The 26,762-nt window shown below is 39.1% G+C and carries 18 protein-coding genes and 1 CRISPR repeat array (1 of these 19 cut by a window edge); of the genes, 15 read left to right on the forward strand and 3 right to left on the reverse strand.

The features are described 5' to 3' along the window. Positions 1 to 7: 7 nt before the first annotated feature. Positions 8 to 1,198: a DUF4785 domain-containing protein gene (locus tag AC3KVK_RS05305; RefSeq protein ID WP_490313752.1), complete on the forward strand. Its 1,191-nt coding sequence runs from the start codon at positions 8 to 10 to the stop codon at positions 1,196 to 1,198. A gap of 134 nt (positions 1,199 to 1,332) precedes the next feature. On the opposite strand, the gene AC3KVK_RS05310 is transcribed toward AC3KVK_RS05305, so the two are convergent. Both AC3KVK_RS05310 and AC3KVK_RS05315 read right to left on the reverse strand, forming a co-directional pair. Further along, positions 1,333 to 2,193: an IS982 family transposase gene (locus tag AC3KVK_RS05310; protein WP_248532008.1), complete on the reverse strand. Its 861-nt coding sequence runs from the start codon at positions 2,191 to 2,193 to the stop codon at positions 1,333 to 1,335. An 88-nt stretch (positions 2,194 to 2,281) separates the two neighbouring features. Then, complete coding sequence (locus tag AC3KVK_RS05315; RefSeq protein WP_490313283.1) at positions 2,282 to 2,698, reverse strand: SPFH domain-containing protein; 417 nt, start codon at positions 2,696 to 2,698, stop codon at positions 2,282 to 2,284. Positions 2,699 to 2,838: 140 nt separating this feature from the next. On the opposite strand from AC3KVK_RS05315, the gene AC3KVK_RS05320 reads away from it, so the two are divergent. The 9 genes from AC3KVK_RS05320 (at position 2,839) to AC3KVK_RS05360 (ending at position 17,331) form a co-directional block, all read left to right on the forward strand. Beyond that, on the forward strand, positions 2,839 to 4,710 hold the full coding sequence (locus tag AC3KVK_RS05320) for a diguanylate cyclase (protein ID WP_490313284.1): 1,872 nt from the start codon (positions 2,839 to 2,841) through the stop codon (positions 4,708 to 4,710). Positions 4,711 to 5,033: 323 nt separating this feature from the next. Continuing rightward, positions 5,034 to 7,829 (forward strand): collagenase, encoded by a 2,796-nt coding sequence (locus tag AC3KVK_RS05325; protein WP_490313285.1) that lies wholly within the window; start codon positions 5,034 to 5,036, stop codon positions 7,827 to 7,829. Positions 7,830 to 8,063: 234 nt separating this feature from the next. Beyond that, positions 8,064 to 8,396 (forward strand): hypothetical protein, encoded by a 333-nt coding sequence (locus AC3KVK_RS05330; RefSeq protein ID WP_490313286.1) that lies wholly within the window; start codon positions 8,064 to 8,066, stop codon positions 8,394 to 8,396. A gap of 148 nt (positions 8,397 to 8,544) precedes the next feature. Beyond that, entirely contained in the window at positions 8,545 to 12,417 is a 3,873-nt protein-coding gene (locus AC3KVK_RS05335) for a TOMM system kinase/cyclase fusion protein (RefSeq protein ID WP_490313287.1), read from the forward strand. Between the two features lie 14 nt (positions 12,418 to 12,431). Beyond that, on the forward strand, positions 12,432 to 12,674 hold the full coding sequence (locus AC3KVK_RS05340; protein ID WP_086743762.1) for a hypothetical protein: 243 nt from the start codon (positions 12,432 to 12,434) through the stop codon (positions 12,672 to 12,674). A 48-nt stretch (positions 12,675 to 12,722) separates the two neighbouring features. Continuing rightward, a complete protein-coding gene (locus AC3KVK_RS05345) occupies positions 12,723 to 13,676 on the forward strand; it encodes a hypothetical protein (RefSeq protein ID WP_490313288.1) in 954 nt (317 codons plus the stop codon). Between the two features lie 8 nt (positions 13,677 to 13,684). Continuing rightward, entirely contained in the window at positions 13,685 to 15,205 is a 1,521-nt protein-coding gene (locus AC3KVK_RS05350) for a hypothetical protein (RefSeq protein WP_490313289.1), read from the forward strand. 143 nt (positions 15,206 to 15,348) lie between these two features. Then, positions 15,349 to 16,260: a GGDEF domain-containing protein gene (locus AC3KVK_RS05355; protein ID WP_490313290.1), complete on the forward strand. Its 912-nt coding sequence runs from the start codon at positions 15,349 to 15,351 to the stop codon at positions 16,258 to 16,260. 111 nt (positions 16,261 to 16,371) lie between these two features. Then, a complete protein-coding gene (locus AC3KVK_RS05360) occupies positions 16,372 to 17,331 on the forward strand; it encodes an FHA domain-containing protein (RefSeq protein WP_490313291.1) in 960 nt (319 codons plus the stop codon). A gap of 68 nt (positions 17,332 to 17,399) precedes the next feature. Here AC3KVK_RS05360 and AC3KVK_RS05365 read toward each other — a convergent pair whose 3' ends face one another. Further along, the gene (locus AC3KVK_RS05365; RefSeq protein ID WP_490313292.1) at positions 17,400 to 19,028 is read right to left on the reverse strand and encodes a B12-binding domain-containing radical SAM protein; all 1,629 of its coding nucleotides are present in this window, start codon (positions 19,026 to 19,028) and stop codon (positions 17,400 to 17,402) included. Between the two features lie 746 nt (positions 19,029 to 19,774). On the opposite strand from AC3KVK_RS05365, the gene cas1f reads away from it, so the two are divergent. The 5 genes from cas1f to cas6f are packed head-to-tail and all read left to right on the forward strand — an operon-like array spanning position 19,775 to position 26,242. Further along, a complete protein-coding gene (gene cas1f / locus AC3KVK_RS05370; protein WP_490313293.1) occupies positions 19,775 to 20,764 on the forward strand; it encodes a type I-F CRISPR-associated endonuclease Cas1f in 990 nt (329 codons plus the stop codon). Next, positions 20,761 to 23,694 (forward strand): CRISPR-associated endonuclease Cas3'', encoded by a 2,934-nt coding sequence (locus AC3KVK_RS05375; protein ID WP_490313294.1) that lies wholly within the window; start codon positions 20,761 to 20,763, stop codon positions 23,692 to 23,694. The genes cas1f and AC3KVK_RS05375 overlap by 4 nt, the downstream gene beginning before the upstream one ends. A 3-nt stretch (positions 23,695 to 23,697) precedes the next feature. After that, on the forward strand, positions 23,698 to 24,663 hold the full coding sequence (gene cas7fv, locus AC3KVK_RS05380; protein ID WP_490313295.1) for a type I-Fv CRISPR-associated protein Cas7fv: 966 nt from the start codon (positions 23,698 to 23,700) through the stop codon (positions 24,661 to 24,663). A gap of 8 nt (positions 24,664 to 24,671) precedes the next feature. Then, positions 24,672 to 25,682, forward strand: coding sequence for a type I-Fv CRISPR-associated protein Cas5fv (gene cas5fv, locus AC3KVK_RS05385; RefSeq protein ID WP_490313296.1), 1,011 nt, complete (start codon positions 24,672 to 24,674; stop codon positions 25,680 to 25,682). A gap of 8 nt (positions 25,683 to 25,690) precedes the next feature. Next, positions 25,691 to 26,242: a type I-F CRISPR-associated endoribonuclease Cas6/Csy4 gene (cas6f, locus tag AC3KVK_RS05390; protein ID WP_490313297.1), complete on the forward strand. Its 552-nt coding sequence runs from the start codon at positions 25,691 to 25,693 to the stop codon at positions 26,240 to 26,242. Positions 26,243 to 26,372: 130 nt separating this feature from the next. Beyond that, positions 26,373 to 26,762: direct repeats of the CRISPR family, unit length 28 nt; unit sequence GTTCACTGCCGCACAGGCAGCTTAGAAA (it continues 1,141 nt past the right edge of the window).

The following is a 26,762-nucleotide window of genomic DNA, read 5'->3' on the forward strand; positions in this document are numbered from 1 at the left end:
TCACAGAATGAATCATTTTAAACTCTATATCAGTCTTCCTTTCTTCGTGTGTGCGTTTTTTTCAATCAATGTGGATGCTACAGCAAATGAACTAAACGATTATCAAGTGACGGCGAGCTCTTCGTTGATGCTCGAAGATCCTCATGCAGACAATACTCAAGCAGTAGTTTATATATGGCCTAAGCCTCAGCAGCAAAGTGCGGTCGCGACCACCGAACAAATGTTGCATAGTAATGAGTATTGGCAAGAAGTCACCGGTGCAGAGCTCAATGCTGGTGTGGCTATTTATACCACTTCTAACAAGGCGTTTATTCGCATTGCTCCCAAAGCTCAGTTTAGTGATGGGGAAGTATTACAAAGTGAACCGCTAAATGCACATTTCTTAAGGTTGAAACCTGATATGCCGAACGTGCAGTATCAAGCAATTGAGCAAGCTGTGTCGCAGCAAGAAATGAGTTTGGCAGGTTTCGATGATGGCAGTATTGCATTAACGACTAATCTACAATTAGGGGCGGGTCGTCTCATAATGCAAAGCCAACAAAGCTTACTCGCCAACGCAACTTACCTGATGCATGTAAAAGAAAAGCACAGCCCACATCAACTACAGATTACAGCTGACAACACTTTTCAAGCACAGAGTCAGGGCTTGAAGCTGGAGGGCTCAATTGCAGGCAAGCATCTTGACCCATTACAAACTACGGTGAACTTGATTAGCCCAAGAGGCGAAAAAACCGCCGCTCAATTTCAGCAAGGGCTGGTTGTTTTACCAGATAATTTAGCGAATGTAGGAGCTTATCGAGGGTTCTACGAACTGGAAATGACCACAGAGCAAGTGGTAGAAGGTTTGATGATAAAACGCAGTATAAAGGTACCTTTTGCAAACGTCATTAAAACTGCTCAACTAGGAAGACCATCATCATTATTGGTGAAATCAGCTGACATCTCGCTTCCTATCACTATTTTCCATCCGGGTCGGTATGCTGTCACAGCAACTTTAGCGCAGTACTCTGCATCGGGGCATGTTGAATTTTTGCAAACAATAGAGGTCGCACAATGGTTAAAAGATGATGGACTATTTGCACTTCCTTTTTCGATAAATGGCAACCATCACGCACCTGAACGCTTATTTTTGACAGATGTGAAGCTCGTTGACCAAAGTCGAATGATGCTGTTAGAGCAGCACACTCGTTGGGAATAAACCAACAGTTATATTATTTTCAATGAGAATAAATCGTTTGTAGTCAATAAAAAAGCCAGCGCACTGGCTTTTTTATTGACTAGGTTGTGGCGGCTTTTAAACAAAAGCTAGTTAACCTCAGATCTGCATAAGAATTAAAGCCGAGTCACTTTTATACTCGGCTTTTTAGTCTGAAAAGTATAGGCAATTAATCCAGCCATTAAATTAACCATAAATGAGATGCAGCTGCGGTGCCTTGTGTGGTCTATTTGAGCCATATTTTTCAGCTGGTCGAAAACTGTTTCAATGATGAAACGCTTTGATAACATCGCTCTATCCCAAGATGATATTGGCTGACGTTTCATATTACTTCGTTGACCTGTAATAAAATCAATGCCTTGCTCAGCAAGTTCCGCTTTTAAGTTTGCAGATACATAACCTTTATCAGCGTATAAACTACCTGTAACATTATCAACCATATCTAATACCGGCTGTCTATCATCAACATTCCCAGCTGTCACTTTTACAGCTAATAAACCCCCTTCATCATTCATGATGAGGTGAAGTTTAAAGCCATAAAACCAGCCCATTGTTCCTTTGCCTCGTTTGGCTTCTCCCGCGAAAACTTGGTGACGAGGAATACGCATGTTGTGACACACCTTGAGAGAAGTGGAATCGATAAATGCAATGCCTGTTGGTTTATCAAAGCGCTGCTTCAGATAGCTGCACAGAGCAGGTAACGTGGCCTGAAGTAACTTCAACATACGTGTATAACTGACTAAATCAGGAAAATAATGTCGCCAATACTGACAAACAAATTTGGTGTAGTAAGTTTTAAAATCGCGATAACCTGATTGATGAAAAGCAATTAATATAGTCATCACTTCGCTAGAGGATAGTCGAGATGGCTTAATGCGTTGCTTTTCACCTGATTCTATTAGGTGTTTAAGCCATTGAGGTTCAAACAATAAACAAAAATCATCGACATCTACGTAAATTGCATCTAAGTTATTCATGCCCTTGCCTCGGTAATCTTATGTTTCTTGGTCGAAAAATCTGATCACCGCAAGGGCATTTAGTTCCATTTCTTATGTGCAGCTCAGGTTAGTTAGATTGCTCGATTGCCTTGCGGTGAGCTTTAATTTTTTGTGCTAACTCGTCGATTGTTTTGTGAGCTTCATCAGATAGCTCACTGGCATTTTCTTTACCTTCTAACCAACTATCCTTAGCAAGGGTTTTGCTTTGCTCAATTAGTGTTTTACTTTCAGCTAATAAATCTTTACTTAGCATTTGACCTTCTGCAGCTAGCGCTTTGGTTAACGCTTCACTTTCATTGAGTAAATCTGTTAAAGAGTCATCTTTAAGCTCTAGAGCATTGGCTTTGACATCGTTCCATGCCGCTGATAATGCTTGTGTGACCTCTTGTTTAACTTCTTTGGCTTCACTTTTTATTTCTTCTTGCTGCTCGCATCCAGCTAACGCCAGTGCGGTGATTGCAACTAATATACTTAGCTTTTTCATCGAGTATCTCATTTGAGTAGTATGCATTTGATTATCAATGTGTGAATCAATAGGGTCAATCTATTGTCGATGAAATTAGCCGCTATACTGTATTTGATTAGAATGCGAAAGGATCCGCCCACTTTTAGGATACGCAGCTTTTGAACTATCTACTGTGCATTATCACCTTTATTTTAACGCTGTCCGTTTATGGTGATCCGGGGCATGTAACCACATCTCAACAATTGGATCGCTTGATAGAAAAAAGTGATTTTTCGAGTTCACTATTTTTTGATGAGTATCAACAATTAAAGAAAAACTTTCCGCATAAACCGTCAGTTACACTCAGAGCCAAGCTCGCTATTATTGAGAGTGCCATCGCATTAAATGCACACAACTCACAAGCTTACCCAAATTTAATTGCACAATTGAATGCGTTATTGCCGCAAGTGGACGATGAACAACTGGCTTTTTCTTTAAAAAGCCAGTTGTTTTTTATGCGTTCATTTGAAAATGATGAGCTTGCCTATTATCACCAAGTCAAAGAGCTGCTTAGGCAGGCTCCCGAAAATACAAAATTGACAGCGTATGGTTATTTATTGCTCGATGCAGCGAATAGCGCTTTAAGAATATTGCGCAATGAAGAGGGGTGGGAGTATTTTAGTTTGGCTCACCAATTTGCGATGGAGATTGATAATAATGATTTTTGGTCATCATTTGAAAATAGCCGGGGATTAGCATTGGCGGAATACGGTCATATAGATGAAGCGTTAGAGGCATTTAAAAAAGCATTAGCCTATAAAAAGCAGTTAGGTGTGAATCACGCAGTTATCTATGCCAATATTGCATATAACTACTTTGGATTAGAACAATTAGAGGCCACGTTAGACTATGCTGGTCGCGCCTTAGGACAAGCGAATAAAGAACAAAACCGCTATGTCGAAGTTTTAATTTTGACTCTACTGGGCCGAGTGGCACATTCACAACATGATTATGAAAAAGCCGTCGATTGGTTTTCACAGTCACTCATTTTAGCTCAACAAGAAGACGTCAGAGATTATGTATTTGCAGCTTATGCAGACTCAATTTACCCATTACTTCACTTAGGAAAAATTGAGCAAGCGCAGATGCATTTATCACAAGCTAAAGCTTTAGCCAGCTCTGACAAGCTGCGTGTTGATGGGTATCTTTTAGAATTAGAAGCTGTCGTTATGCATCATAAAAAAGAGTATGCACAGAGCATGGCGTTATTTCTTAAAGCCATTGATGCAGTCGTAAAAAAATACAGTGATACAGCAGCAAAAACCGCAGAGCAAAGCCGCGCACTAATGGAAACGCAAATACAAGAAGCAGAAAATCAAAAACTGCGACTTGAAAATGAATTAAAGCAAACATTTTTGGATGAAATATCTGAGAAAAACCAGTGGCTTATTTGGCTGAGCTCGATTGTTAGTATTTGTATGATAGTACTTATTGTTTTGATTTTTTATGTGCGTCAGATTGCGAAAAAACATCACTTGCAAGCGACCACGGATGAATTGACGCAAATTCCGAATCGTCGCTGTGCGCTTAGCCGATTGAAAAAGCATATCGCAAGCGCTAAAAAAACCTCAAAACCTTTAGTGATAGGTATGCTCGATATTGATTATTTTAAAAAAATTAATGATAAATATGGACATTTAGTCGGTGATACAGTGCTAGTTGAAGTGGCTAAGGTGTGTCAGCAACGTTTGAGTTCTCCTGATTTTATTGGCCGTTTAGGTGGAGAAGAGTTTTTAATTGTACTCAACAACGTGAGTGAACAAGTTGCCATTGAGAAAATGGAATTGATTCGTCAGACGATTGAGAGTATTCAATTTTTAGGCCCTGAATTATCTAAGTTATCCGTGTCTGCAAGTGTGGGTATGACAACGCTTTTAGATAATGATAGTCAAATTGAGCTGCTTATTCATCGCGCTGACATTGCGCTTTATTTCGCCAAAGAGCAAGGTAGAAACCAAATACAGGCGTTCAAACCGGCAATGCTCGTATAAATACTCCGTATTTTTGAAACGATTGTTTTAGAATAAAATAATTGTTTTTTTATGGCGGTCTCTCATTGTTGTTAACCTATCAGTTACATCCTGCGCGTCTTCTTTAATAATGCATTATTATAGAGTTTTTATTTAAATTAGTTTATTCAATGGGTTATGATTATTTCGGGTTGTTTGTCCCTAATTAATATGAATATATTGTATACAATATCTTGCTATTTGGTTGTTCATTTGTTAAAAAGTCGTTGCACCTTGTTGTTCTGTATTATTTTTGAGCAGAGATGGCAGGTGTTTAATCTCACACAACTAGAAAGAAGATAACTATGAAAACAACTAAATTAGTCATCGCAATATCGGCAGCGTTATGCGCTAAAACTGTTATGGCAAGCTCGGCTCCACACGTTCCGGCGCAGAAAAACCACCATCACGGGATAGAGAAAAAAAGCCAATTAAATGTGCCTACTGCACAATCTGTTACACGTGAAAACCCTAAAGAGTATTCTCATCGATTGCACGATTTAAATATTCAAATTGCAGCTGATCAGCTGATGGCAGAAACTTGTAACTTGGATGCCTTCATTACCACTAATAGCACGAGTTTAATCAACAGTATTAAATCTCAAGGTGCGAGCTGTGTTAATGACTTATTTAGTGCCTCTTCAAATGTACAAGCAAGTGCCTTTACTTCGAATCATATGCACGCCGTGGCTAATCACGCCAAGTCGTTAGCGCAAAACTATAATGGTGGCGGTGATGTTGATCTTGAAGCGCTATTTTTATATTTGCGTGCCGGTTACTTTGTTGAATTTTATAATGATTCAGTCAGTTTCGCGACTTGGGTTAAACCTGCTGTAAAGGGGGCGATCGATGCGTTTGTAAACAACAGCCATTTTTATGACAATAACGAAGGTCATGCGAAAACCATGGGTGAAGTGATCACCACAATGGATAGTTCAGAACAACAGGATGTGTACATCTCAGTCGCTAAAACTTGGTTAAGTCGGTGGAATGAAAGTTATGCGGCTGGTTGGAATATGCGAAATGCTGTGAATGGTTTCTTTACGTTAATTTTCCGTGGCCAATGGAATAATAGCTTTGTTGCAAATGTGGGTAATGATCGTCAGTTAGTGTCGATTTTAAAAGACTTTGCAATGAGTAACTATATGTTAGGTACTGAAGCAGAATTCATGGTGGCTAACGCAGCACGTGAACTCGGTCGTTTAAAGTCTTATTCGGGTACTGCTATTCAAGCCGATGTTGATACCGCACTAAAACAGATTTTTTCCACTTATGAAATGTTTGGTTATGGCGATGTTGTTTGGCTAGGGGCGGCTGATACCGCGACGTATTATGCCAACTGCAGTGAATTTAATATTTGCGGTTACGGGGAGCAATTAATCGCAAAAGTGTTCCCACAAAATCATCAATGTAGTGCAACAATTCGTATTAGAGCTCAACAGATGTCAGCTGTTCAATTAACAGCAGCGTGTGACAAGATGGCCTACGAAGAAAGCTTTTTCCATACCCAGTTACAAACCAACAATACCCCAGTCCCAGATGACAACAATAGTCAATTACAGGTCAATATTTTTGATTCTAGTGATGATTACGGTAAATACGGCGGTGCTATCTTTGGAATTGATACTAATAATGGTGGGATGTACTTAGAGGGGAATCCTGCTGATATTGATAATGTTCCGAACTTTGTGGCTTATGAAGCAAGTTATGCCAATCCAGATCACTATGTTTGGAATCTTGAACATGAATATGTGCATTACCTTGATGGACGTTTTGATTTATATGGTGATTTTAACAACCCAACTGAGCGTACGGTTTGGTGGACTGAAGGTGTTGCTGAATATGTTGCCAATCAAAATGATAATCAGGCAGCTATCGACACTATTAACGATGGCTCAACGTATTCATTAGCAACTGTGTTTGAAACTACATACGATGGCTTTGATCAAGACCGCATATATCGCTGGGGTTACTTAGCGGTTCGGTTTATGTTTGAAAAGCATCGTGATGAAGTCAATTTAATGCTTGTAGATACTCGTAAAGGGGATTGGGCTGCTTATAAAGCACGTGTGAATACATGGGCGACTAACTATGGCAATGAATTTACTACATGGACACAATCGCTGACGAATGTGACTAACCCACCCGTGGAAAACATAGCCCCTGTTGCGGTTTTAAATGGTCCATATTCTGCTGATAAAAATATCAGTATTGTGTTTGATGCGACTGCTTCTTATGATCAAGATGGCAGTATAAGCACTTATTTATGGGATTTTGGGGATAATTCGACTAGCTCTTTGCCTCAACCAAACCACAGTTATAGTGCCGCTGGTGATTATACTGTGTCATTGACGGTGACTGATAATCAAGGTGCGGTTTCAACCGCCACGGCACAAGCTACAATACGCGGTGACATCATCGAGCCTCCTGTTGGCAATGCGTTAGTAAATAAACAACCGTTGAGTATTTCAGGTGCGCAAGACTCGCAAACAGCGTATACGCTTCAAGTTCCAGCGGGGGCTTCTGAGCTAAGCTTTAAAATAGCGGGTGGGTCAGGTGATGCGGATTTATACGTGAAATTTGGCGAGCAAGCGACCCAAGATGTGTATGATTGTCGCCCTTACATCGGTGGCAATAATGAAACCTGTACCATCGCTAATGCTCAAGCGGGCCTTTATCATGTGATGGTTCGTGGTTATAACGCTTATCAAACGACCTTGACCGCTAGTTTTGAAACACCTAAAAACAATAGTTTACCTAATGTGTGTGCGACTCAAGCTCCAATCACAAGTGGTCGATTAGAAGCGGGTCAAGTTGTTTGTCTGGGTCAGCAAGAACCAATGTGGTTAAGTATTGCGGATGTGAATGCACATAGTAGCATGTCGATTACTACCGCTAATGGATCAGGCGATCTCACTATAGAGTATAGTAATGCTGGTTGGCCAAATGGTTCAAACCATCATGGTGCCTCTTACAATGTTGGTAACAGCGAGTGTATTTCATTACAAACGCAGAGCAATTACTGGGGATATATTAAAGTATCGGGTGCACCACAAGGTGCTGCAATCGTGGTTGATTTTGATACTGCAGGTTGTCGTTAGTCATAATTTGTTGAATTAAATTTAGCCTTCTCTGTTCGCAGTAGCAGAGAAGGCTTTTTAATCGCCTACATTTAACATTCAAATCGGGCAGGGCGCCTTGTAATAACGTGTAATGGTCAAACAATAATTAAGCTCTATGATGAAAGGTTAGGAATAAAGCGACTTCATAGGGATATGCTAACGATTAAGTTTTAGAGCTTGATCAAATTCAACTTATTACAGAATTTAATTAGCATGATCGAATCTACCCAGCACTTATTAAATAATTTCTTCGAAAACCAACTGACAGTGGGTGAGCAGGCGTTTTTTTTAAAAGAATGTAACCCTTCAAAGCTCAAGCATTGGCGAATCGCTTCAGATAACAGTCAAGTCTATGAATTAAAGCAAGTTACAATTTTTCAGCCGCCAATCCGGGCTGTGGGTGAATTCTGCGTAAAGCAATGGTGTTTTGTGATGAAAAAAGCGGGTCATGCAAAAATTGTTTTTGAACTGTTTAATCCAGATAGTAAACGTGTTGAAAAGCATACCGAAATTCGCTTAGTCGTTAGCGGAGAATCACAAAGTTAGTTCACCTCAGCCTAAAGTGTTAATTTAGAGTGTTTATTCAGCAGTTAATCCACTTGTTTATGGTGTCTGAACTGATTTTATTGATAATACAGGAACACTAAAGTAGTATTTTTTCATTGCAAAATTGACTTATAAGCACGAGCTGCAGATGGAACACATTAATTCTGACTTAGATCTCATTACTCAGCACTTCCAGTCAGATACCTATCAGTTAATCGAAAAAATAGGCGAAGGTGGATTCGCCTCCGTTTATCGGGCTATTTTGCTGAAAACAGGTCAAGAAGTTGCGATTAAATTTTTGCATGTAAACTCAGATTTTGATGCGAATAAAAAGCAGCGATATGTTGATCGCTTTGAAAGAGAAACATTGTTAGTCAGTAAGCTGCAACATCCTAATATAGTCCGTTTACTCGATAAAGGTCGTTGCAACGAACGCCTACTCTATGCGGTATTTGAATACGTAAAAGGGCTGACATTAAAGCAAGTTATTGCACAATCGGGCGCACTCAAACCGGTTGAAGCCGCCGAAATCATGATTCAAGTACTCGATGCTTTAGCGCATGCGCATCAACTTGGTGTTATTCATCGAGATATTAAACCAGCGAATATAATGTTGACGCAAACGGGGGCTAAAACACACGTTAAGGTCCTCGACTTTGGGATCGGCACGCTAATAAATGAAGTTCAACATGGCGAATACAAAAGTATTACACTGACTCAAGAAACACTCGGCACGCCTTCTTATAGTGCCCCCGAGCAGTTACGAGGCGAGCCACCTACAATTAAAACAGATATTTATGTCTGGGCATTAGTTTTTATCGAGTGTTTAACGGCTCAACCTGCCATGGCGGGTTCCAGTATTGCATCTATTTTTCATAAGCAACTAAGCCAAAGTAATGTTCCTTTGTCTGCAGCAATTGTGGGTCATCCAATTGCGGCCATTTTACGTCGTGCATTACAAAAAAAAGCGCACGAACGCACAGTGACAGCCCAAGAACTGTACACTGAGGTCAGTCAACTTAATTTTGCTAACCTAGTGGGCGATTTATCTCGCCCAGATACGAAAAATTATGAGTATACCGATACGACAGTATCGGATAATACGCTGATTAATAATCAAGTATTCACTCATACTGGGCAAACTGAGCGTAAACAAATCACCGCACTGGCGTTGCGGATCGGGCTCAAGAAAGTGCTTGGTGAGCAATGTGATACAGAAGTGATTGAAGCCATCCATCATGACTTAAAAAATCAATGTATCGATATCGCAATTCGTTATGGTGCGCATCATGTTGGGAGCTTAGGGCATCACGTTTTGTTCTATTTTGGTTACCCTGTTGTCAGTGACAATGACTCTCGACTCGCTGCTCGTGCAGCGTTAGATATCTCGAGTTTATTGCAAAAAAGAAGCTCGTTATTACGGACTAGCCAAAAAATCGAAGCCAAAGCACAAATCGGTTTGAATACAGGTCTTGTCACCTGTTATGCAGATGCAAGCCCTGAAGGTGAAACAGCCAATATCGCGTTGGAATTAGCGTCAGCCGCCCAAGCAGAACAGATCCTCTGCTCGCACTCGTCGCAACAGGTATTAAATTGCTATTTAGAGTTTTTACCAAGACAGCGCTGTAGATTAGGGATCAGCAATGAGCCCGAATTAACTTATGCATTAACTGCCGAGCGGCAGGCTGAGGCATTTGGTTTTTTACGTGGGCATCGACGTAATCACGGGTTCTTCGGGCGGGCTGCGCAGTTAGACCGGTTAAAACAGGTATTAGAAACTAAATCCGATCAGCAAAATGCCCTCCAGAACAATGAAAAGTGGTTGCATATTTATGGTGAAGCAGGGATTGGTAAATCTCGTTTAGTGTTTGAGTTTCGTGATAGCGCAGTGGCTCATCCGCAGTTTATCGCTCAATGTTTACCCGAACAGCAAAATAATGCCTTGTTTCCTATCCTAAATTTAGTCCAGTATAAATATTCTCTTTTAAATATTGCCGATGAAGAAGCGGCGAAGCTTTTATATGAACAAGCGTTATGTATCTCGGGAGATATGAAAGCTTTCGAAGAGGGAATCGCCACTTTGCTTGCTTGGTTGAACTTGCCATTACCCGATGGCTTGTCTGAGCCCAAGCTCAATATTGAGCAGCAAAAAATGGCCATGTTTGCCGTGCTTGCGCAGCTGCTTCTCTGTGATCTGGACAGTGAATTGAAACAAGTGATTATTGTTGAGGATTTACACTGGATTGATCCCATTAGCCGCGATTTTATTGTGTATTTAGTGAAAAATGCAGATGTTCGCAAATGTTTAATTGTGACCACCTCTCGTAATGATCTTGATAAAAAATTGGCGCTTAGTTCGTACTCTTCTTTACACTTGACGCAACTCTCTCCGCAGACGACACGTTTATTCATTCATAGTTTATTTGATCATGATGTAGTGGCTCCTAATGTGACTGACTTATTGATAAACCGCACGGATGGTATTCCCTTATTTATTGAAGAATTAGTGGATATGCTGAGAAAGAATCATTTAGTGCATAAGCTCAATGGTATTATTGATTTTGTGAGTCCTGATAAACTGGATCACGTCCCAAGTACGTTAAGGGACTCATTGCAGCAAAAGTTAGATTCTCTGGTCTATGCGAAGGAAACCGCTCAGCTAGCGGCGGCTATTGGGCGTGAGTTTGATTATCAATTGTTACAAGCGGCATCTGTACACAGCGAGGAGCAAACGCAAACGGATCTCAATGAGTTACTTGCTGCTGATTTAATCATTCAGCACCGGAAAGTCGAAGGGGATAGTTACATTTTTAAACATGCACTCGTGCGTGACGCGGCCTATGAAAGCATTCAATCTAGCCATAAGATTAACGTCCACGCTCGACTTGCGCGAGCTTATCAAAGTTTGGAAAGTACAAAGTCTGAAAGCGCACACATTTCTCAGCACTTTGAGCTCGCTCAAGATTATCCTTTAGCGATAAAATATGCGCTCAATACAGCAGAAGATGCCATTAAGCGGTATTTATACCATGATGCGCTCATGCAGTATCAGCGGGCTTTGAAGCTTAATAACTCTGTAAGTGCCGAACATGCCTACCCAGAAGATGAGATCCGCAATGCCGTTGCGGCTTGTCTTGTTGCCTTAGAGGGCTGGCAATCAGAAAAAGCCAATCACCTACTCAACTCCCAAGAACAGCAAGCTACGCAAGTTGATTTACTCAAATCATTCTCTGTAATAAGAGGTAATTGGTTAATGGAGTATGCAAAGGGTAATATCGTCACGGCGCATGATATTAACTTGGCCTTGTATAAGCGTAAAGCTACGTACGCCATCTCGATTCAATTAATTATTTATGAAATGTTGATACAAACAAGTTTTTGTTTAGGTGAGTTTGCATTAACCCAACAGTATTATGATGAATTTGAATTGTTGCTCAATCTTGCCCCGATTGATTCGCAATTTTGTGTGGAAAACTTTGGCACGGTCCCGACTTTAACCTCTAAAGCATTTGTAGCGGGGGCAAATATTTTAATGGGGAAGACTTTGCAAGCTGAGCAGTATATCGCAGCTTTAGAGCAAGAGACTTCGCAGATTAACCTCGATGAGCTGTCGTCAGCTGTGTGTGGTTTGCTCAATTGGTTGAGTCTATTACAATTCCCGACGGTACAAAACAAAACTCGACTATTAACAGACGCACAATTAGTTAATACACAAGGTTTAATGTTGGCTAAAAAAGTGAATAATCCGTTTTGGTTAAGTTATAACACGATGCATCAGTATGTGCTTGAGTACCCGGTTGTCGGTTGTTGGGATTTAACTGTTTATGAGCAAAATTTAGCGAAATTTCCAGCCTATTTTTTACATCGAGGCCTCTACTTCATTGTAATGGGTCATCATGCTTTATCGGTCGGCCGCAATGAGATTGCCCAACAATGCTGTGATTTAGTGAGTAATCATCAAAATGACACGCAATTAATGTATACCAAAAATTTATTAGAAACGTTAAAAGTTAATTTATAAAAAGGAGTAGTAAAATGAGTGAAAATAATTATCCAAAAGGTTTGTTATCATTTACGTATAATGTCAACAATAATGATGAAGTGAAAAAGCTTGCTATCAATGACTTAAACCAAGCAATGGCTCTGTTTGAACTTGATAATGAAGAAAAAGCGGTCGTAAAAAGTTTTGCAGAGCAAGGCGTCAATGATGCTAATTGGGCAAACTATTGTGCTGCACTTCGTGGTGAAGTAGAAAATATAATACCGACCTGTTGGTAATTAATGTAAGGCCTATGATACGTATCATAGGCCATTTAGGATTAAGTCATGCCTAATGAATTAGCGTGTATACACGCACAACTTTACCGCCAATTTCCTACTTTACTCTCTCACCAATATTCAACTCATGTTGATCAACTTTTAGCACTTAAACTTGGGACAGCCAAAGTCATCTGCTACGAGACTCAGGTTAAAAATAGCGAGACATTTGATGTGTTACTTGGATTTAAAACCAGTGATAACAATTTAAATGCACTCCTGCAATACCTATTATTACAGGAACAAAGTGAACGAGCTAAGTGGTTTACTTTGTTAATAAAAAAGCTCAAGACAGGTGATATATATTGGCCAGTTAAGTTATATTGGCTCAGTTTTGACTGGGAAGAGAGCGGGTATCCGGTTTTACCTTCATTTTGCTTGAGTACGCAGCATCCAGCTTTTAATGATGAAAATTCAATCAAGCGAGTGATTAAGGATGTATATCAGAGTGTGGACAAGCAGTATCAATACATAGTGTCTAAAGTTTGTAATGCGGGAGAATTACATAACCTCAAGCATTTAGGAATTACGTTTGCACGTGCTCAGTTGCGCTTTAAATTTACTTATAAATTAACACAAGCTGCACTTTTTAATTTGTTGGATTCACTGCATTGGCCCGGAGATTTTCAGCAATTAACACTTTTTTATCGTTATTTCGAAAAGTGGGTCAGTGAAGTTCAAGTGAGCGTGTCATTTCAAGCAGAGCTTACCCCGAGAATAGAAATAGAGTTTCCCTGGTTGAGTGATCAGACTCATTATTTAACAGAGCCTTTCACAGATCAACTGGCACAATTTTTTGATATTGAGCCCGAGTGTTTGTTTAAAGCTCGTGCTTGGTATAAAAATAAACAACTTGATGAGGCTGCGTTATATTTTAAGGCGACACTTGAATACGGTCATAAACCGCTACTTAAAGTGTATTATTACCACCAACTGATGCCGACTCATTTTTTCAAATTATAAGAATCAATATGACAAAATCCTTTCTCTTTTTATTTATGCTCAGTTCGAGCGTCGTTTCTGCTGCAAATCAAGTCGGTCTTTACCCGCCTTGGTTAGAAACCACCACTTGCCCCTATGAGCAACCGCTACCAGCAACCATTCCAGAAGAGTTAGTTTCGATTAAGTATTACCCTCCAGAGGCTTACAATCGTAATTTGTGTCAAGGTATAAAGCCAGTTGTAAGCATTGCACAAGCAGAGCAGTCACCTAAGCTTTTAATAAAAAGAGAGCAGCAGCTAGATTATTTAGCCTGGCAATACAATATTTTTTCTTGGGCGGCGTTTATTGCCGTTAATCGAGCCGTTGATAATCAATTCACAATCACTAATGAGAATCTGAAATCTACACAAACACCTGTTTGGATAAATTGGAGAACGACAGAAAGTCTCTTTTTAGAGGATGGAGCTACACCCAAAGAGTGGTCATTTACCAAAAATAGGCAATTTAATCCAGCTGTGTCGAGTATTCATCAGGTCGTTGACCACCAAATTAATTCCTCGAATGAAGGGGTGTTAATCGATCAAAAGAATAACCCGGTTTATTACCAGAAATACATTAATCCAGTGGCCTTTAACTTCATTAAAACCAATGAGCTGTATAATTTAGATGGTCAAATAGCCTATGCTAATAGCCATGGCTCAGTATCGTTTGCACAGGGGAGTTTTCTATTATGCAACCGTGATCCAAATGCCTCTGGCGCCCCTTCAATTCCCTGTACGCCTGCGACCAATATGCGTGATATTGATAACAATGATCCCAGTGGGCCTGTTGAGTTAAAAATAGCGTGGAAAGTGCTTACTGAGACTGATGATATTAGCCGATATATCAGTGTGGATGCTGATGTGAAAATAATTCAAAACAATGTCAGTCAAGTGGTGCAAAAAAAGCTCGGGGTTGTGGGATTTCATCTCGCACAAAAAACGACTTCGTCACCAAAATGGGTCTTTTCGACATTTACTCAAGTCGATAATTTAACCACTGAGCCGTCAAGTGGTCATTCACCGTCGTTTTTCAATCGTCAATGCCCTGAGTGTGCGGTGAATATTGCAAATGGCGGGAAGAGTAAAACACAGGTTAAATTGATGGATCCCATTATGCCTATTACGCAAAAAATTAACCAACAAGTGCAGGCGAAGCTAGCAGAGCAAGGTTCTGTTTTACAGTTTTATCAATTGGTTGGTACGCAGTTTACCACTGATTTTTCGTCGGCAGAGCAGACTCAATCACCTGGAAAAATCGTTAATTATTCAGGGTATGGCCCTTATCCTGTCTTTTTGACCAACGAAGTGATAGAAACTTTTCTTCAACTTGGTAATGTGAAGATCGACAATCGTACGTATTACCAAAGTTCTTCTTGTATGAATTGCCATGCTAAAGGGGCGATTGCGATAGGGTATAAACAGCAAGGTACGCAAAAGAAGGTGATTTGGGGTCATAATAATGGCGATATGAGTTTTAACTTCTATGATGCGAATTGGAAAAAAGACTGACATTGACACGTAATTACGGCTGCTAAGTTTGTAATAAGCTGTAATTTTATTGCACATTCATAAACAGTAGTATCACCGTCATAAGCAAATAATAATAAGTTTCGCAGGTGCTTTTAAGGGTCTGCATAATTTAGAGAAAGATTATGACGGCAAATACTTGGCTACCCTACAAATTCTTTAGTTTGGCACGTAAACACCCTCTCTTTCTCAATTCTGTGGTTAAACAAAGTAGTGCCGAACGCTCAGCGGTTACGTTACTGAGCGATTTGCAAACAACGATGAAACCGGATGAGCTATTGGCTATTTTCCATCAGCATGTCAGGTATTGTCTCCCAATTTGTGGACTAACATTTACACATCCTGGAGGGATGTTTTCATCAGCTATTTTTGAAAATGGCGTTGAGTGTGTCACTGATAAAATCCTTATCGAAGGCCAAGAGCTCGGAGCGCTCGAAATCGAATTTGAACAAGAGCTATCCGGAGCCCAAAAAAAAGTATTAACTATTCTAATTAATGCTTTAGCTTATCCTTTAAAAAACTCATTAGCCTATCAAGCCATGAAAAAATTGGCTTTAATTGATAGCTTAACAGGTTTGGCAAATCGAAATCAGTTTGATAAGTCTTTCAAAGCTATGGTGCATAGCAACCAAAATAAATCGAATAGCTTTGCAATGATGGTTATTGATTTAGACAACTTTAAATGGGTTAATGATAAATTTGGCCATCAAATGGGCGATTTAGTCTTGATGTCATTTGCCAAAGTCTTAAAGCGCTGCAGCAGAGACAACGATGGCGTGTTTCGTTTTGGCGGCGATGAGTTTACTCTTTTGTTAAATCAAACTAACCAGCAAAGTATTCCTGATATCGCAAATAGGATAAGAAGTGCGGTGCTTGAAGAGCGTTTATTAGCTCAATTTAAAGTGACCTGTAGCTTAGGGTGTGCTTCTTATCAAAAAGGAGATGAAATTAGTACTTTGTTTGAACGCGCTGACTTAGCTTTATATCGAGCTAAAGAAAATGGAAAAAATGGTTTTGAACTCGCAGATTTTTCTTAGCTAACTTATTAATTTAAAAGTACTTGTTAATAATTTTGTAATAATAGGTAATATACAAGTAAAGCAAAGCAATCTATCATTGGATTTTCGTGCATTTAAGAAGGAACTCACATGGCTCGCATTACTAATCAAACGACTTCAGAACGTGTGACTTTACTTACACAACATATTTTTGGACGTCATCCGACAACCTCCCATACAGTGCTGGTCATGCCTGAGGCATCACGTACTCACGCATCGATTTTTTGGGATGGTGAAGATTGGTTATTGCAAGACTCGAGTACAAATGGCAGTTATGTTAATGGTAAGCTCATTCAGCGAGGTACGAAACAGCGCATTCATGTTGATGATGTGATTCAATTTGCCTCTTTGGATGCAGACAGCTGGAAAGTAGAAAGCGATTGTCCTCCGAAAAGCTTGTTAGTGCCGATTACTACTGGGCTTAAATTGATTGAGTTAGAGTCGTTAGCTGTACTGCCCGATGAAGAAAACCCTGAAATTACTTTATATCTATCACCGAATGGTCATTGGGTATGTGAAAGCCCATCAGGAATATCTGTTTTGGCGACAGGCGATTTGGTCGGTACGTCAGATGAAAAGTGGCGATTTATCGAAGCCAAAGCGAGCGATGAAACATGCCGTATTGAGTCAGTTGAATTACCAAAATCATCTCAATTGGGGATCTTTTTTGACGTCAGCCAAAATGAAGAGCATGTATCATTACGCTTTATTCTTGACGGTTATGAATATGATCTAGGACAGCGAAATCATCATTACTTACTGCTCTTACTTGCTAGGAAACGACTAGAAGATAAAGAAGCTGGGGTCATTGAAGCTGAGCAAGGTTGGTTAGATAAAGATTTACTATGCAAGATGTTAGGTCAAAATGAAGGGCATGTTAATATTCAGATTTACCGTTTTAGAAAGCAGTTAGTGAGCGCTTTTCCAAAATCATCACACTTACCTCAGCCTATTGAAAGACGCACAGGTGAAATGCGTTTTGCCTACGAAAATGTTGATATCGCGGGTGGCAGCAAATTGACGGTGACCAGTTCTCGTAAAGTGGTTTAACTAAAACATGTTACTCGGACAAAAAAGCTCAAGTGATATTGTTACTTGAGCTTTTTTTGGTTCTAGGATTATTGAAGATGGCGTTGCTGACGTTGCATTAGCTTGTTCTGTGTTACAACGGCTGTTTGCTCTTTTGAGTAAAGGGCTAGGTTATCAAACTGGCCTTTGAGTTTTGATGCGGCAAAATCGAGTGCTAATGCATCTATTACGGCTTGATGCTTGTCAGGAAATAAAGCTTCGATAGCCTGAGAAACCAATTCATAAAGTCGCTTGAGGTTAATTTGATGAGTTTGGCCTGTTTTTTCAAACAACCAGTTTGTGATTGCTAAGAATTCATCAAACGGATTGTGAGATAAAATAGTGGTTAAGGAATGCTTAAATCGGCCTGAGTTTCCTATCATATCCCAGTATCTAGCAAAACGATTCACTAATTGCATCGTGGCAAAGTCCACGCGGTCGGTACTCAATATATTAAAAGGGGGTAATGGGTTAAAACGTAAGTCGAAATTTTCGGTATGGCGAATGATCGGGCTTCCTTTCAAACGTTTTAAAATTCCCAGCTGAATTTCGTGTGGGCGGCACTCGTATAACTCATTAAAACTATCTCTAAAGGTATCGAATGTCTCACCTGGTAAGCCAAAAATTAAGTCTGCATGAATGTGAGCATGGGTGTTATCTTTTAGCCACATTAAGTTCTCTTTAGATTTTGGATTATTTTGTTTACGACTGATATTGGTTTGAACTTCAGGATTAAATGTTTGGATCCCGACTTCAAATTGTAAGCTCCCTTCTGGAAATTGAGTAAGTAACTCTTTTAGCTTTCTTGGTAAATGATCTGGTACCACTTCGAAATGCAAAAAGAGTTCATCGCTCATCTTGTCTAAAAAGAATTGCATAATTTGCATAGTGGTATTGATATTTAAATTAAAGGTGCGGTCAATAAACTTGAAATTTCGCGCTCCACGCTGATAGAGGATTTCCATTTGTTCTAAAAATAATTCAAGCTCAAATGGGTTAGAGGCTGTATCTAAAGAAGATAAGCAAAACTCACATTTAAATGGACAACCTCGCGAAGCTTCAACATACAGTAACCGATTTTTTAAATCCTCATCAGTATAATATTCATAAGGGAGTGCTAAGTCTTTTAATTCAACAGGCTTAGATTTAAGTACTTTCTGTTGTGGTTCAGTCTGGTTGATGATGTCTTTACATAGCTGATAGAAGCTCACATCGGCTTCGCCCGTTAATACAAAATCAGCTGATTGAACGATAGCTTGTTGCTCAGATTCGTAGCTGACTTCAGGGCCACCTAAGACTATTTTTATTTCAGGTGCAACAACTTTCAATAAGCTCACAACATTGGTGGTCTCAACAATATTCCAAATATAAACACCAAATCCGACAATAGTGGGTTGTGATTCGAGAATTTGCTCAACAATGTCTATCGGGCGAGTTTGAATAACAAACTCTTTAATCTCACAGCATCCTTGCAGCTCTTTTAAATTCGCATATAAATAGCGCAGACCTAAACTGGCGTGAATATACTTAGCATTAATTGTGGCGAGCACTATTTTAGTTGAAGCTAGATCAGCAAGAGGGGATAACTTAGGAGCGGTGCCTTCTATACTAATTGCGTTATTGTCAGCTGCATCTATTTGTTTAATAGAAAGTTGTAGGTCAATTTGTTGCTTTGCCATTGTAGTTCTTAACTATCATGAAAATCTCTAAAGCTAATAATACCGTAAAGCGTAGCGCTATTCAGTATATGATTTAATGAAGCCGGCTAACTAAGCATCAATAAATTTTGGGGTGCTTGTTTGGAATTAAGAACAGTCGCAAAGCAATAGCAGGCATTATTTGATGAATTATCGTATGCGGCATTATTTTATCTGACATTGATTACTTATAAAAAAAAGTAGCAAGTTACTGTGTGTTTATTGGGATTAATAAATGATATGACCAAAGACGAATAAACCGTTTGGTGATTCAATCACTGTAGAAAAATAAAAAGTAATGCTAGAGCTTGCGATGTTTTGACTAACTCAGTTGGAAAATTAGGACAAGCTTTGAAGACAATAGTGAGAATTGACTTTCTTTACCGGAAGGTGATGGCTAGCGCGAGGCTAAACTATTTCTTGGCAAAGCCATGTAGACCTCACAAAAATATCTGACTTACCTTCGAGTTAACTGGTCGTTACCACACGAAACACATCATAAACTTTTTTCATTGAGTCACATAAAGCACCCTTAAAAACCTTTATAAAATTAATGTGGGCACTCAATTGACAAGTCTAATAGAAATAAAAAGAATCGAATAAATAATCCAGATCAAATCCATTTTCTTTTGAGTATGTAAAGATCTTTTACATATGAAAAAACGAATAATTTCATTATGTTATTTTTTTGATATAGTCGAAACCTAAACGGATTTTAGAGAACAGTAATGGATGACTTTTCGCCTTCAGATTTAAAAACAATTTTACATTCAAAACGTGCCAACATGTATTACCTCGAATATTGTCGGGTAATGCAAAAAGACGGCCGTGTGCTGTATCTCACAGAAGCCAAAAAAGATAATCAGTATTTTAATATTCCGATTGCGAACACGACCGTTTTACTATTAGGTAACGGTACATCAATAACCCAAGCAGCAATGCGAATGTTAGCCCAAGCGGGTGTACTAGTTGGCTTTGCTGGTGGCGGAGGTACGCCATTACATATGGCATGCGAAGTCGAATGGTTTACCCCACAAAGCGAATATCGCCCAACCGAATATTTACATGGCTGGTTGCAATTTTGGTTTGATGATGAAAAGCGCTTCAAGGCCGCAAAAACCTTTCAACAAGCGCGGATTAATTATTTACAAAAAGTCTGGCAAAAAGACCGCGATTTAAAAGGCGAGGGGTTTGACTTTAATAGCGAACAAATACAAAACGCATTAACTACCTTTCATACCCGTACCGATGCAGCAAGTAAACAATCAGACTTGCTGTTGACCGAAGCCCAACTCACTAAAGTACTTTATAAATATGCTGCCAATAATACCAATGCAGCAAAGTTTAAGCGCCAACATCAGCCTGATAAAAATAGTATCAATAAAGCTAATGAATTTTTAAATCATGGCAACTACTTAGCGTATGGCTTAGCCGCGAGTTGTTTATGGGTACTTGGCATCCCCCATGGTTTTGCGGTTATGCACGGTAAAACTCGCCGTGGAGCATTAGTGTTTGATGTCGCTGATTTAATTAAAGATGCCGTAGTCCTGCCTTGGGCGTTTATTTGCGCCAAAGAAAACGCCACTGAACAAGAGTTTCGCCAGCAAGTATTACAAGCCTTTACCGACCACAAAGCACTCGACTTTATGTTCAATACAGTAAAGCAAATTGCCTTACAAGATTATTCAACACAAGACATTGAGGCACAAAACCTATGATGGTCACGTTTGTCTCCCAATGCGAAAAAAACGCCCTCGCCAAAACCCGCAGGGTACTCGACGCCTTTGCCAACCGAATTGGCGATAACACATGGCAAACATTGATTACCGAAGATGGCTTGCTCACCGTTAAAAAAATGCTACGCAAAACCGCCAGCCGCAGTACTGCAGTGAGTTGCCATTGGATAAGAAGTCGCTCACGCAGCCAGTTATTGTGGGTTGTAGGAAACAGATTGAAATTTAACGAACAAGGCATAGTGCCAGTGAATAGAACAGAAAAAGAGGTTTTTATGGATGTCTTTACCGACAAACCAAAAGCAGGCGTTCTTTATGCCAATACAAAATTACAGCCCTTATCAGAGCATTTGTTTGCAGTAGGGTACTTTGCAGAGCAACTACATAAAAAGCTATTTCCCGAAAGTACACAATTTTCAATTGTAAATTTTATCGCTGGTTGTTTACATGATTTAGGAAAGATAGATCCTGAATTTCAAAAGTGGGTTACTAACCCTAAAAAGAAAAGTTTTATTGCTGAAGATGGGCAGCACATTGATGATGCAAAATTCAGTTTTGAAAAGCACCCTAGGCACAATGAAGTGTCGCTATTGCTTTATCATCTTTTAGACAGCGTAGAATTAAAAACAATCAACCCAAGCAATAAAGAGTCAATAAAACATGCCATTTATTGGCATCATGCTAAGCCATATCGTAAAGATAAAAGCAGTTTTACCACTTATAAAGATATCGGCAAAAAATTAATAGCTAACCAAAAAGGTGTTTTGCTGCATGATATTTTAGGTCAAACACATGCTTTATTAAATCAAGTTATGGGGATTGATAAAAGGTATCGTTCAGCAACAGGCTCTGATTTAAGCAAAGCTTATAATAATGAAGCTGTTACAGAGCAGGAATTTACCATTTCAAGTTCTCTTCATACGCCTAATTATAAAGAATATGAGTTAGAAGAATCTGTTTCAGCAAATCGCAGTAACGTAAAAATAAACGCATTGAATAATATTGTACGGACATGCGTTATCACAGCAGATAGAATTATTTCAGCCATGAGTGCGGCAGAATTGCACGAAGCCATATTACAGAAAACACTTGATGAAAAAGTGAATGACCTACTAGAGGTTGAATCTACGCTAACATCAGATATTGAAGCTTGCCTGAGTGCGTTTTATCCCAACAGTGAGCGCAGTATTAAACAAGGCGATATGGCTAAGCAGTTAACTAACGCCGAGGGCGTGGCAGTATTAGCTGGCGCCGCAGGTTGTGGTAAGACCAAAATAGCGTTGGAGTGGGCAAAGCTTCAAGGCGCCAAACGTATTATCTGGGTCTGCCCAAGAGTACAAGTCTGCCAAGGATTGTTTTATGAATTAACCTCAGAGCAATATTTACCTAATAGTACGATTGAAATAAACACAGGCGAGTTTAAATTTCACAACCAATGGGATAATCCAATCCCTGAAGATGAAAACTTTTCGGGTGATGTTGTAATTACCACAATAGATCAAATTTTGGGTTCTGTGATCAGCCACACTAATGCCAATACACTTATCGACTTTTTAAATAACCATGTTGTTTTTGATGAATTTCACGAATACGTTAACATGCCAGCGTTTAACTTGCTTTTTGCAGAATTGATCGCGACTAAAAAAATCAAAGAACAGCAAGCTAATACTTTATTGGTGTCAGCAACCCCACATTATGTATTTGTTGAAGAGTTGCTTGGTGTTCACCCCGATGACATCATAGAAATGCCATCGTTTAATCAAAGTAATTATCAACTCAATTTTAAAATATTTGACGATACCAAGCTTGATAACAGCAACCCATTAATTACTCAGCAAAGTGACTGTACTTTTGTTATTAGTAATATGGCACTCACCGCACAAAATGGTTTTATCACAAATCAACATAGTGAAAATGCGGTATTACTGCACTCTAAATTTATCAAAAGTGATAAGCAAAAATGGTTCGAGGAAGTGTTTGAATCATACAAACGAGGTGGCACACGTAAATTTGAAGTGCTACGAAGCGGCCCTATTGTTCAGGCGTCATTAAACATCAGTTGTGATTACATGATTGCTGAAATAACCAATGCTGAAGATTGCCTTCAACGTTTAGGGCGACTAGATAGATTTGGTGAAAACGAAAAGGTAAATATTTACACCTTAGCAGTGCCAGAATCTATCGCCGCATCAAAAGGCAATAGCCCTGCATCACGATTTTTAGCTAAGCTGTATGCGCTTAAGTCTGTGCGCGAATGGTATCAGTTTTTATTAAATTCATTACAGGATAAACCATTCAATTTACCTGAAATTTACAGGCTTTATAAAGACTTTCATCATTTAGAAAATACAAAACAATATATCGAAAGTGATTTAGTGGCTGCATTAAAAGCCAGTGTCATGAAGATGAACGCGAAGGTCATCGACCCGATTGTTGTACCACCGAAAAAGAACAAAGAGAAAAAGCGCAGTAAAATTAGTAAAGGCTCATTGCGCGGTGATAACCGTTTTGTGCAAATGGCAGTTGTTGACCTCAGCCAATCACAGTATCAATACCTTGAACAATATGCTTACACAATACCGCTCGATGATGTCACCGATATTGATAACTTGACCTACTCCACAAATGCAATTCGAGGCTTTGAGCAAAGTGATAAAGACTTACTTTCACACATGTTCAAAAAACACCACCACATTATGGGCGGCACTAAGTCATATAACGATAATGCATTATTAAATGAAGCTCGAGATCCTGAAGCACCCATATATTTAAGTTATACCACTAACAATTTGCTACCAGTGGGCGGTGAGAGTGCACGCCACCCTCATGCTATTTATTACGCAGTCTGTGATAAACAACCCATAGGCGCAATGTCAATTAAACAAATTAATCAAACCACAGAAGATGAGGAATAAATCATGGAAAAAGTAACTGGAATTAAAAGTGTTGATTTTAAAATTAAAGCAGTAGGCCATGGCGTTGTGAATTGGAATGGACCGACAAAGTTACAAGGCGATGATGGTAATGAGCTTGAAAATCATACACTCCCTAAACTAAGGGGGTACTCGAACCTAAGTGGCCGAATTAAAGATGAAAATGGCTACAAATATAAAAAACACGCAACAGATATAGACTTTAAAAAAACACCTCTATACATAAGTCAAAATTGTATTCGTCATCACCTTTTTAAAGAACAAACTTATGACTCTCACTTTGCGAATGAAAAAAATATTTTAGATTTATTAGCATCAACAACTGGTTTAGTGCGTGGTTATGTAGTTCCATCAAGTCAATTAAAACGAACTAGCGCCTTACTCATTGAGGATTTTATTGAATTATTAGGTAATGGAAACTTTGAACAGTTATCAACAGATAAACCTACTGATGAGAATGGTAAACGTGAAAAAACGACTATTTTTTCAAAAACGACTTTCGGTGATACCGAATATTTATCATATGGCTCTATCAGCATTGAACAATTACAGTTTATTTCGCTAGATAAAAAGTTCGATCGCGCCAGCATGGTCATTAAAGAAGGCCAAGGTGAAGAAGTTGCAACGACCGTGCAAAGCTTTATCAAAGAATTAAACCCATCATTAAACCCAGTAGCTACTTTTCATAGCAACTATGTACGTAAAGGCACTATTTTCGAAGAAGGTGAGTGTGGAATTTTATTAAATGATGATGCAATACAAACGATTATTGAGCACACATTGTCACGCATTGCCGATTTAAGTATCCGCCAAGCTAAGGGGTATATGTATGTTGATGAAATCACGGTCGATTATAACGATAGCCATAAAATGATGCGTATTAAGCGTGATGAATCCGAAATTGTTAACGAACCACAATCGCAATATGCCCAGTATTTTTGCACAAAATAGGTGGCAATATGAAAATCACAATTGATTATGATTCATGTTGGCGTAATTCGTTTTTAGGCGGATCCAATAATGAACCTTTGCCTAAAAAAGGAAGAGAATTTGTCGGCTCTATGACCAATCTTAAAGCAGAGGGTAATTTTAAAGTTTGTGAAAGTACGCTAGATACGGTCATGGGGTTACTAAATCGTTTAATTGGTGATCAACGTAAACTATATCAAGCTCGCAGCAAGTTGTATGAAAGTGCTTATTATTTTGAAGATTTAGAAAGTAAGGTAACTTTTACTGATAAGCCACAATTGACTAATGAAATGACATTTATCCGTAATATGAAAGGCAGCACAGATCAAAACTCATTCACTGGCATGATTAAAGTGACAGACCCTGTTTTTACGTCTGAGTATTCTTCCCTATTTTGGGGAGTGCTAGGTCTGGACCTCTCAGCACTTTGCCGCTTTATAGTTGATGACGACATGGCTACAAGCGATATTCAACTTGATCCGATCAGCATTATCAGCCGCTTAGAGTTTCTTAATAAAGAAAAACCTCAAGAAAATGAAGGACAAGTTAATAAGGCTGTCGAATGTCTTAAAAAATCATTTCCTGAAGTAGATTACTTTACAAAAAAAGGGCAAGTAATGACTGTTAGTCTTTATTGCTCTGCCTTGTACTTACAGTTATTAAGATTGGAAAATCAGTATGATATGTCTTCCGCCAAAACAAAAACTGGTGGTATAAGTGGTATTTCAAAGCGAGGCTTTACTAAAAAAGACTTTATGGGCCGTTATACAACTGGGCCTAAAAAAACTATTTGGGGTAATCCTTTTATTAAAAAGGAAAAAATAAAAGGGCAAGGCGAAGTAGCCTCAATGATGACTAAAGCCAGTGGGCAGCTCGAAATTATTATTGATGTTGATCGCGAAAAAGGGCAAGAAATTAAAAAACTTATTGAAAATGCAGGCGTGTCGAGTTTTTACTTAGGTAAAAAAGGCCTTGCTTATGTTTCAAATATTCGAGTTTAGGAGGAACTATGGATTATTACATTGAACTACGCTTAAAACCTGATGCTGAAATGCGTGAGGCAGAGCTCAGCAGTAAAGTGTTTACCAAGTTTCATAAGGCATTGGTAGAACTAAAAACGAATCAAATTGGTATTAGTTTCCCACAAGTGAACTTAAAACTTGGTAAGATATTTCGCATTCACGGTGAAGCAAGTTTACTTAATGACCTTCAAGGATTGGACTGGCTAGGGCCACTAAGTGGCTATTGTCAACTAACTAATATCTTACTTGTGCCTGAAAATACTGAATATCGCATTATTTCTGAAAAAAGAAGCAATTTAAGTAAGGCAAAGCTAAGGCGCTTAATTGCAAGAGGTAATATCGATAAAGAAGGTGAAAAGCGATACAAGGTGAAAATGTTAAGTCAAGGTTTTGATAATCCTTACTTAGACTTGTTTAGTAGCTCAACAGAACAAGTGCATCGCAAATTCTTTGAGTTTAGTGATGTCAAAGCTGAACCTATTGATGGCACATTCGATTCTTATGGGTTAAGTAAAGTAGCTACTATACCTTGGTTTTAACCTTTTAATTTTACTCTTTAAAAATATAACTTAAAAACAGTGAGTTACATCAGGTCGAATTTTATAAGGTTAAATTCTAATTTTTAACCTAATTACCTGTTGTAACTTATTTTTTGCCTGATATTCTATTGTTCACTGCCGCACAGGCAGCTTAGAAAATTCCCGCATTGCCAGTTGCAGTTATTAGTTGGTTCACTGCCGCACAGGCAGCTTAGAAATCTTACTAATAGGGGGGGAGCGAAATTCTATGGTTCACTGCCGCACAGGCAGCTTAGAAATTTTTTAAGTCGGTCCAATTCGTTTTCTGTTGGTTCACTGCCGCACAGGCAGCTTAGAAATGAAATCTATCAAGAACTGTTTGGTATCGGGGGTTCACTGCCGCACAGGCAGCTTAGAAAAATTACTACTGAACTTAAAAAGGTCGGCTAAATGTTCACTGCCGCACAGGCAGCTTAGAAAAATTACGCCAGAGATTTAAACCTGCGTCAGATGTTCACTGCCGCACAGGCAGCTTAGAAAT

The sequence above is a fragment of the Pseudoalteromonas sp. J2K-J979 genome, from assembly GCF_058169715.2.